Source organism: Pedobacter alpinus (genome assembly GCF_042684645.1).
Classification (GTDB): Bacteria; Bacteroidota; Bacteroidia; order Sphingobacteriales; family Sphingobacteriaceae; genus Pseudopedobacter; species Pseudopedobacter alpinus.
The window spans coordinates 1-7,812 of the sequence record NZ_JBHULV010000007.1 but is presented as its reverse complement, the minus strand read 5'-3'; the positions used below and the strand labels follow the sequence as shown (position 1 = coordinate 7,812).

Annotated in this window: 6 protein-coding genes; all 6 read left to right on the top strand. The window is 37.9% G+C overall.

Annotated elements, in window-relative coordinates; translation table 11 throughout:
- Positions 1-908: 908 nt before the first annotated feature.
- Positions 909-2,222: a nucleoside hydrolase-like domain-containing protein gene (locus tag ACFSSE_RS01110; RefSeq protein WP_379045357.1), complete on the top strand. Its 1,314-nt coding sequence runs from the start codon at positions 909-911 to the stop codon at positions 2,220-2,222.
- A complete protein-coding gene (gene pelA / locus ACFSSE_RS01105; RefSeq protein WP_379100656.1) occupies positions 2,223-5,027 on the top strand; it encodes a pectate lyase in 2,805 nt (934 codons plus the stop codon).
- Between the two features lie 187 nt (positions 5,028-5,214).
- Positions 5,215-5,442, top strand: coding sequence for a hypothetical protein (locus tag ACFSSE_RS01100; RefSeq protein WP_379045363.1), 228 nt, complete (start codon positions 5,215-5,217; stop codon positions 5,440-5,442).
- 62 nt (positions 5,443-5,504) lie between these two features.
- Positions 5,505-6,623: a pectate lyase gene (gene pelA / locus ACFSSE_RS01095; protein ID WP_379045366.1), complete on the top strand. Its 1,119-nt coding sequence runs from the start codon at positions 5,505-5,507 to the stop codon at positions 6,621-6,623.
- Positions 6,624-6,934: 311 nt separating this feature from the next.
- Positions 6,935-7,459 carry a family 43 glycosylhydrolase gene (locus ACFSSE_RS18000; protein ID WP_449304938.1) on the top strand — a complete coding sequence of 175 codons (525 nt, stop codon included), beginning with the start codon at positions 6,935-6,937 and terminating at the stop codon, positions 7,457-7,459.
- The gene (locus ACFSSE_RS17995) at positions 7,431-7,760 is read left to right on the top strand and encodes a family 43 glycosylhydrolase (RefSeq protein ID WP_449304937.1); all 330 of its coding nucleotides are present in this window, start codon (positions 7,431-7,433) and stop codon (positions 7,758-7,760) included. The genes ACFSSE_RS18000 and ACFSSE_RS17995 overlap by 29 nt, the downstream gene beginning before the upstream one ends.
- Positions 7,761-7,812 lie beyond the last annotated feature (52 nt).

Below are 7,812 nucleotides of genomic sequence, written 5' to 3'. Positions count from 1 at the left end.
TGTGCTTTCTTTCCCATGCCCTAAAATATAAAATATATACGGCTTTATAAAACTTAATTGGTATTAAACATACTGTCTCTACAAGTAAAAATCAGGATAAATATAATACTTGTAGGTAAATACCGAGGTCAGATAAGACCAGAAGTTATTAAAAATCAAACGAATGCTATATGAATTTTCCTTAACTTTTTGACATTGAGCGAACGTGTGGGAACCCTTAAAATTAAGTTCATTTTTTTGCCTAAAGTGAACTACGGAAAAGTTACAAAGCGTGGGACTAACTTGTATTAAGTATCCATTCAACCTAATCAAGAATTAGTAGTGGACTACAAGTCCATGTGAAGATCACGATAAGCTATTATGATGCGTATTTTTAATGGCCGGTTTCGGTGGGTTTATCTCCTAATTAAAACTCATAACTATTTAAAACACCCTCTTCCACTGCGATATACCTCCTCCACCGGTATAGATTCTGGGTTTTATGGGTATTCTTCTTCATAGCATTGTTTGTAGCAACAAAATCTGGAGCTTTCAAGTGAGTAATGATCAAAGCTGGGAGGCTATAGATAAATTTTTGACTTTAAAATCGTCTTTAAGTGATAGAGTGAGACTGAGTTTTTGTCAAAATATTATTAAGTATATATTTTCATTTTATTTCTAATTTTTTCTTTAATTTTCGTTATTTCAGTTTTTTTTTGTTATTTGCTATCAAATGAGTGAATTGAATTAGCGAAAGGCAAATGCTAAACTTGAAAATTTCAAGTAAAAAATTATAAACTATAAAACAAAAGTGTTTTAAAAATCAAATTGCTCACTTAAAGGTCTTTTAAAGCGAAAATGGGGGCTATTTGGGTTTATGATAACCAAAATTCATTTAAAATATCTAAAACAACAATATAAATAAATATATGAAAAGTGGAGGTGTAATATTACATTTTAATAAGTTTGCTGGAATGGTATTGATAATTGGTTTTTTCCTTATTTTGTCAATCCAAACGCAGTGTGAAGCGCAACAAAACGTAAAACCTAGGGTATTGATAAGTTCTGATATTGGAGGAACAGACCCGGATGATTTTCAATCAATGATCCATTTATTAATGTATGCTAACCAATTTCAGATAGAGGGATTGGTTTCATCTCCTTTTGAAGATGGTAGAGTTAAAGATTTTCTACATATTATTGATTTGTATGAGAAGGATCTTCCCAAGTTAAAAGCGCAAGCAAAAGGCTATCCAATTCCAAACTCACTAAGAAGATTATGTAAGCAAGGTACCATCCCAGCGGCAAGCTATAAAGGCTATAGCGCCGCTTCAGAAGGCTCAGACTGGATAATTAAGTGCGCCAAAAAGAACAGTAAACAACCTTTATGGGTATTAGTTTGGGGTGGGATAGAGGATGTTGCTCAAGCATTACATGATGCGCCAGAAATAAAGGACAACATCAGGGTGTACTGGATAGGCGGACCAAATAAAAAGTGGAGTGTGAACGCTTATGCCTATATAGCCGATAACCATCCGGATTTATGGATGATAGAAGCAAACGCAACCTATAGAGGTTGGTTTATGGATCCGGAATCTCCAGCCGATTTAAAAGGCAAAGCATATTATACAAATTATATAAAAGGATATGGAGCAATGGGAAAAGATTTCATCAATTATTATAAAGGAGACATTAAGATGGGAGATACCCCTTCATTAGCGTATCTAATGAAGGGAAATTCTAACGATCCAACGGGTGAAAGTTGGGGTGGGAGTTTTACGTCCATTACAACAAGCGCTAGAACCATATTTAAAGGGAACTCTACCATTGCAGATACAGTTGCAGTTTATGGGGTGTTAGAATGGCACTTTAAAGGTCCAAGCCTGGATATTCCTGCTGACTCTTCATGTTTTACGTTCGAAACAGGAGGTCAAAAATGGCCAGGTTATTACATCGGTGAAGGAAATTATGCTGTTCGCTATGCATCAAAAATGCCAGAAACCGGTTCCTATAAAACTATAAGTGACATCAGTGAGTTAAACGGGCAAACCGGAAAATATGTAAGCGTTAACCCTTGGCCTGGAAAACCTGGAAGAGATGATTATAAACTTGGGAAAAATTGGTATAGCGACAAGCCCGACGCTGATCTTTTTTTAAAGGAACAACAAGGAGCAAAAACAATTTCAAAACATCGTAAAGCTTTCTTGTTAGACTGGGCTAAAAGATGGGATTGGTTAAAATAAGTGTCAAATTGCAAACGCATTAATATGGAAAAAGTAAAGGTGTTATTGTCTGTTTTCTTGTTTTCGATATTGGGTTCGTCATCCATTTTTGCGCAAGAAAAGCCGATGGTGAAGCTCACAGAGGTTGTTTGGGACGGCGTTGGTTGCTATAAAATTGAAATGCCCATGGGTACCGTTTATTTTGAAAAGGATAATGGCGTATCAGGGTTTAAAAGTTTTGTTGATCCCGAAGGGAGAGATTGGATAGCATCTTATATGGAGCCAGGGCCTCACGGCGATTATCGTGGTTTCCCTAATAGTGTAGGTAACTTTGGGCATGCAGGGAGGAACAGTGGTTCTACAACAAAAATAATTGATGGAAAAACAGAAGGAGATCAGGTGATTTTAGAATCAACCAACGGTAATTTTACTTTTCAATACTGGTTTTTTATAGATAGAGTAGCCATAAAGGTGCTGAAATCAGAAGGAGAGTATAACTTCCTGCTGGAATGTGTTGCTGGTGGTACTGCGGATGCAGAAGATTATTTTGTAACAGCAGATGGAAAAAAACATATTCCAACCGAAGAAGGAGAGTTTGATGACTTCACACCGGAATGGTTTTACATAGGTGACACGAAGGCTAAAAATGTGTTGTTTCTAGCTAAAACTCCAAACGATGATGCTCCAAACGAAAACCATCGCCAGATTTTAAAGGACGGCGTACACAATATGGACCTTTACAGTTTTGGTCGCACAGGTAAAGAAGAGAAATATCAAGTTCGAGGAATGAGTGGCAATAATCATGTTTGTATCATTGGATTTACGCCTGCTAATCGACCTCATAACGAAATTGCCGGAATGATAGAGAGCTTTTTTGAAAAACCATTCACTGCGGGCGTTAAACCCGTTACAAAATGGAGTAAGGCTATTCTTAATCAGGATAAAGAATGGTTTGGATCTGTTGAAGCTTTGGAAATTGCTAGAAATGTAATTCAGTACCAATCCTCTCAAGGGGGATGGCCTAAGAGTACTGATCTTGCAAGAGCTCCGCACACCTCAGGAGATATCCCGCCGGAAGGGCGTGGTAGGGCAAATAGCATTGATAACGATGCAACAACGTTACCGATGGAATTTTTGGCTCGAGTGATAAACGCAACAGGCGATGAGCATTTGAAAACCTCCTTTAGTAAAGGTTTGGATTATCTTTTCGCTGCACAATATCCAAACGGGGGTTGGCCACAATTCTGGCCTTTACGGGGTGATGAATATTATTCTAGAATAACTTTTAACGATGATGCGATGATTCGGGTGATGAATTTACTCACCGACGTTGCAGCTGGCGAAGCGCCGTATTCCTTTGTTGACGCCTCTCGTAGGTCAAAGGCAGCTATTGCAGTAAATAAAGGCATTGATTGCATCCTCAAAACTCAAATAAAACAAAACGGTAAACTTACTGCTTGGTGTGCCCAGTATGATGAAAAAACACTGCAGCCTGCCTGGGCCAGAAAATATGAACCACCATCCCTTTCTGGAGATGAAACGGTTAGTATTTTGCGATATTTGATGTCGATAGAATTACCTAGTCCCGCGATAATTGACGCTGTGAATGGAGGTGTTACGTGGTTAAAGGCAGTAGTTATAAAGGGGGTGAGGCTAGATAATGTACGAAATTCAGACGGTAGAACGGAACGAATTTTAGTTAAAGATAGTAAGGCCCCACTTTTATGGGCTCGGTTTTACGAATTAAATACAAATAGACCACTGTATCTTGATCGCGATTCAAAATTTAATTACGATTATAGTAAAGTTGGCTATGAGCGTAGAAGCGGTTATGATTACCATGGATATTGGGCTAAACCTTTACTTGAAAAGGAATACTCGGAGTGGCTTTCTCGTATCAAAACAACTGGCTCAACCTCCAAAAAACTTAATCAATATGGAACAGCACATCCTGGTAAAACCATTATTCTTGAGGCAGAGAAGGGAAAATTTAGCGGTATAATTGATCGTCACAGTTGCTGGCACAATGTGATGTTAACAGATGCCCCACATTCTACTCATTCTGGACGTGGAGTTGTAGATACCCATAATAAGGTAGGAAGCTATATAGAGGTTTCTTATGATGCAAACTGGAGTGGACCTCATCGCATTACCGCTCGCTATACCCACATTAAATCTGATCCTAGACCTGGAGAATTACTTATTAATGGCACCCCGGCTTCTGTTTTAGAAATGAAACAGACAGATGCCTTACCTGCCTGGAAAACAGAATCGGTGGTTCATAATCTTCAATTAGGGACTAACATTATACATCTTAGGGCGTTGAATGATGGTGGCTTGCCTAACATGGATTACATAAAAGTAGCAGAATTGAGGGCTCCCCAAATTGGAGAGCTCCCTGGAATTCAAGTTTTGGAAGCAGAAGATGGAACCTATACCGGGAAAGAAGACCATCATAGCTGTTGGAACTTTATTGCCCAGAATCAAGCTAAGCACTCTGGTTTCACAGGAGAAGGTTACGTTGATACTTACAATGAAAAAGGAAGTTTTATCGAATTGGAATTGGACTCGGTGAAGGCTGGCTCATACATCCTTGGGGTTAGATATGTGCATGGCAAGCCGGATGTTCGACCCGCAGAGGTACAGGTGAATAAAACAGTGGTTAACCCATCTTTTGCATTTCCTCCTACAGGTGCATGGACCGAATGGACTACCATTTCCATTCCCATTGAATTGAAAGCTGGAAAAAACGTGATTCGTCTCTCTGCACTAAGTACAGAGGGTTTAGCTAATATAGATCACTATTCAATAACCCCTGCTTTATAAGGTATAGAGCTATAATTTTATTGATATTTTAAAAAAACATCCAAGCTGGAAAAACAATAATTATTTTAATATAAGAAAAGAATCGTTTTGTGACAGCTTGCTTTTCTTTCCAGAATTTGGCTTCTTTCAAAACAATTAGTCTTTCCCATTATAATATAGGAGGGTGTTTAGGCAAAGTTTAAGAGATATGGTAAAGCCGGAAAAATATATAAGCGTTAACCCTTGGCCTGGAGACCTAAGAAAATACGATCATAAATTAGGTAATTGGTGTTATATTGATAAAAGCCATCCCGAATTATTTTTGGGAGATCAGCAAGGCGCAAAAAAATATCAAAATATAGAGAAGAGATTTTTAAGGATTGGGCAAAAAAATGGATTGGCTAAAAATAAACCAAGAAACTCTAAACTAAGTTGATAAGAAAAATGAAGGAATTATTTTGTTGCCAATAGTATTTAACCAAATTAATAAGAAAAAAAATGAAAAGTTTAGTAAAGCTAAGTATTCTTTATGCACTCACTTTTGGTGCTGTTTCGTGTGTTGCACAGAAATCAGTTAGTGTTGATAAACAAAACTACATTAATTTAAAATGGAACCAGATAGCAACTCGCATGCCCGATGAATGGTATGCCACAAAGGAAGCTAAAATGGCAGCAGATAGTGTTTTGAAATATCAAACGAATGTTGGTGGATGGTCTAAAAATCATAACTACCATTTAGGGTTTAATCAAGATGAGTGGGCAAAGATAAAATCTAGCGGGATCGGAGCTACATTTGACAATGGCGCAACACTTACTGAGATGAAGTTTTTAGTAAATATGTATAGCAAAATAAAAGATGAGCGATACAGGAATGCATTTAACAAAGCTTTCGATTATATTCTAATAGCTCAATACGAAAACGGTGGATGGCCTCAATTTTATCCATTTAGAAAAGGACAGTCAATAGCTTATAATTCGCACATTACCTATAATGATAATGCCATGGTAAATGTTATGACATTTTTGAAAGATATTGCCGATAAAAAACCTTTTTATCAACCTATGCAGATAAGTCAGAAAATGACTGAGAAGGCTAAAATAGCTTTTGACAAAGGAGTGGATTGCATCTTAAAAACGCAGATTAGAGTTAATGGAAAGCCAACAGTTTGGTGTGCTCAGCATGATGAAGTTACTCTGGCGCCAGCTAATGCCAGAGCTTATGAATTGGCATCTTTTAGTGGGGCCGAATCCGTAAATATTACGTTGCTATTGATGGATATCGAAAATCCCCCGAGAGAAATTATAAATGCGGTTAAAGCTGCTAAAAGTTGGTTTGAGACACATAAAGTAGAAGGCATTAGACTAGAGAAAATTATTAATAGTGATGGATTAAAGGACTTAATAGCAGTTGAAGATAAAGATGCACCCGTACTTTGGGCTCGTTTTTACGACTTAGATACAGCGTTGCCTTATTTTTGCGACAGGGATGGAATTAAAAGAAAATCATTTGGAGAAATGGGTCATAATCGCAGGAATGGCTATAGTTGGTACACTAATGCTCCTTTAAAAATAATTGCAAAATATCCAGAATGGTTGCAAAAATGGAATGTTAACTAAAAAATAAAATGGGTACTAGGGACGATAGCTTAACAATGCGCTAAGAGGTTACCTAAGTTGTAGTATTATACTGATGTAAGAGAAGGAGAATGGTTATCGGATTGTATGCAGTGGGTGACAACATAGATTCTCCAAACTCGATGCAATTTATGGAGTAGATTAGATGGCAGAACATTATGGGTTTTAAATTCGAATTTTGACGTGTTTAATACAAGTCTTATAAAGGGGACCAATTAATAAGCATTTTTTGATCTGTTTTATATTTGCCAGGTAAGGTTGTTTGAAATGTTTGACAACTAGATTATATAATAATGAATAAAATCAATTTAATTTACAAGACGCTCCTCGTTTCATTCTGTATGCTTATACAACAGAATGCTTCTTATTGCCAGTCTAAGGATAAGTCACAAAACCATGTTTCGAAAGTCTGGTCTCCTGATTTAGGGAACGGCAAATACAAGAACCCAATTTTGAATGCAGATTATTCAGACCCTGATGCGATTCGGGTAGGCGATGATTTTTATTTAATTTCCTCCAGCTTCAACCATGCACCAGGTTTGCCATTGCTGCATTCCAAAGACCTGGTGAACTGGACCATCATCAACCATGTATTGCCGCAACAAAAACCCTATGATGTATTTAGTAAAGTACAACATGGCAATGGGGTATGGGCGCCGTCCATCCGTTACCACAACGAAGAATTTTATATCTATTACCCAGATCCGGATTTCGGGATATATATGACCAAAACCAGGGACCCAAAAGGCGAATGGAGTGACCCGGTTTTCGTTTTTCGGGGGCAAAGGATTGATAGACCCTTGTCCGTTTTGGGATGAGGACGGAAAGAACTATTTAGCATTTGCCTATGCAGGCAGCAGGGCCGGAATAAAAAGCCTGTTGGCCCTTGCCAAATTAAATACTGATGGCGATAAGGTGCTGGATAAAGGTGTCATTGTGTATGACGGACATGAACTAGACCCCACCATAGAAGGGCCAAAGGTACATAAGAGAAATGGCTATTATTACCTGTTTGCTCCTGCCGGAGGTGTAGCTACAGGCTGGCAGTTGGTGCTCAGGTCCAAGAATATTTACGGTCCGTACGAACGTAAAGTGGTGATGGAACTGGAATTGCAATAGTTTACTAGAGGTTTTTTATTGTCAGATTATTGTTTTTTGAGGAGCATTAATT

Excerpts from the sequence above, each read along its gene's own strand:
- ACFSSE_RS01110 (WP_379045357.1), top strand. The coding sequence starts at position 909 with ATGAAAAGTGGAGGTGTAATATTACATTTTAATAAGTTTGCTGGAATG.
- ACFSSE_RS01100 (WP_379045363.1), top strand. The coding sequence starts at position 5,215 with ATGGTAAAGCCGGAAAAATATATAAGCGTTAACCCTTGGCCTGGAGAC.
- pelA (WP_379045366.1), top strand. The coding sequence starts at position 5,505 with ATGAAAAGTTTAGTAAAGCTAAGTATTCTTTATGCACTCACTTTTGGT.
- ACFSSE_RS18000 (WP_449304938.1), top strand. The coding sequence starts at position 6,935 with ATGAATAAAATCAATTTAATTTACAAGACGCTCCTCGTTTCATTCTGT.